The sequence below is a fragment of the Rhizobium chutanense genome (assembly GCF_002531935.1).
Classification (GTDB): domain Bacteria; phylum Pseudomonadota; class Alphaproteobacteria; order Rhizobiales; family Rhizobiaceae; genus Rhizobium; species Rhizobium chutanense.
Map to the genome: position 1 here is coordinate 1 of NZ_NWSV01000082.1, position 1,066 is coordinate 1,066.

Annotated in this window: 1 protein-coding gene; it reads left to right on the forward strand. The window is 59.8% G+C overall.

All coding sequences use genetic code 11. The annotated features are described in order from the left end of the window. The first annotated feature begins 93 nt into the window (after positions 1 to 93). Complete coding sequence (locus tag CO666_RS33380; protein WP_011053284.1) at positions 94 to 1,062, forward strand: IS481-like element ISRel2 family transposase; 969 nt, start codon at positions 94 to 96, stop codon at positions 1,060 to 1,062. The last annotated feature ends 4 nt before the right edge of the window (positions 1,063 to 1,066 follow it).

The following is a 1,066-nucleotide window of genomic DNA, read 5'->3' on the forward strand; positions in this document are numbered from 1 at the left end:
AGGCTCTAGTTGTGAGCTTTCGGGAGGTTGTCCATTCAAAGCGGATTTAGGAGACTGGAGCTATCACACCTCGAGTCGGAAGGATCGCCGCGAATGAACATTCATAAGAATGCCCGACTGACGCCGTTGCGCCGGGAACAAATGGCGCTTGCTGTTATCGAAGGGCATCTGACCCAGGCTCAGGCAGCACAGGCCTATGGCGTCGCGGCCAAGATCGTCGCCCGTTGGGTCGAGCGTTTCAAGGCCGGTGGTCGAGAGGCGATGCTCGATCGTTCCTCCCGACCTCATGCCATGCCCCGGCAGACCAGTCAGGCGCTGGCGGAGCGCATCATCACGCTTCGCCGCCAGCGCCTGACTGGCAAGCACATCGCGATCGAAACCGGTGTATCTGCAGCGACGGTGAGCCGGGTTCTCAAGCGCGCAGGCCTCTCCCGCCTCAAGGATATCGAGCCGGCCGAGCCTGTGCGTCGTCATGAACGCCAGGCTCCCGGCGAGATGATTCATATCGACATCAAGAAGCTCGGCCGGTTTCATGAGGTCGGCCACCGCATCACCGGCGATCGCACTCGCCAGAGTTCGCGCAGAGGCAAGAGTTGGGGCGCCGGTTGGGAATGCGTTCATGTGGCCATCGACGATGCCTCTCGCATCGCTTTCTCACAGATATCGCCGGACGAGACGAAAGAAAGCGCCGTGGCCTTCTTGAAGGCGGCATTGGCCTATTATGCCAGCCTCGGGATCGCGGTCGAGCGCGTCATGACCGACAATGGTCCCTGCTACACATCAAAGCCATTCGGCCAAGCTTGTCGCGACAACGGCCTCAAGCACGTTCGCACCAGACCATATACGCCTAAAACCAACGGAAAGGCCGAACGCTTCATCCAGACCGCCCTCAGAGAGTGGGCCTACGCCGTCGCCTATCCCAACTCGGACATGCGCGCCGCCGAACTGCCACGATGGCTTCATCGCTACAATTGGCACAGGCCTCACGGAAGTCTAAACTCAAAACCACCAATCACTAGGCTCGCTCTTACCCAGGACAACCTGTTGAGGCTCCACATCTAGTCGC

What these genes read in the sequence shown, in the direction of transcription:
- CO666_RS33380 (WP_011053284.1), top strand. Translation starts at nt 94, where the DNA reads ATGAACATTCATAAGAATGCCCGACTGACGCCGTTGCGCCGGGAACAA.